At 32.6% G+C, this 389-nt stretch carries 1 protein-coding gene; it reads left to right on the top strand.

Annotation, left to right across the window (positions count from 1 at the left end; genetic code table 11):
- Positions 1-271: class I SAM-dependent methyltransferase (locus E3E36_RS12670; protein WP_167895667.1), on the top strand; the 271-nt coding region annotated here is incomplete at its 5' end.
- Positions 272-389 lie beyond the last annotated feature (118 nt).

Below are 389 nucleotides of genomic sequence, written 5' to 3'. Positions count from 1 at the left end.
GGGAGGAAAATTGGTAGTATTAGAATTTTCAAAACCCAAACAAAAAAGTTTTAAGTTTTTATATCAATTTTATTTAAGCAAATTAGCACCCGGTTTGGTACAGGCTTTTGCAAGCGATAAAAAAGCATATCAATATTTAAATAACAGTGTTTTTGCTTTTCCTGAAGGGCAAAACTTTTTAAACATAATGCATGGCGTAGGATTTACACAAACTTATTTACAACCTCTCAGCTTAGGAATATGCACTATTTATTGCGGAACAAAAGTGTAAGTCTGTTATGTTTATTATTTTGCTGTATTGCCAATTTTGCCAATGCACAAAGAGAAATTTTCAGAGCCGATCATGATGATAAGCCTTATTATTTCGGGGCAACTTTAGGCTATGCCAA

It is taken from the genome of Thermococcus sp. M36 (genome assembly GCF_012027355.1).
In the GTDB taxonomy this organism is placed as follows: domain Archaea; phylum Methanobacteriota_B; class Thermococci; order Thermococcales; family Thermococcaceae; genus Thermococcus.
This window is presented reverse-complemented; position numbering and strand designations above follow the sequence as displayed.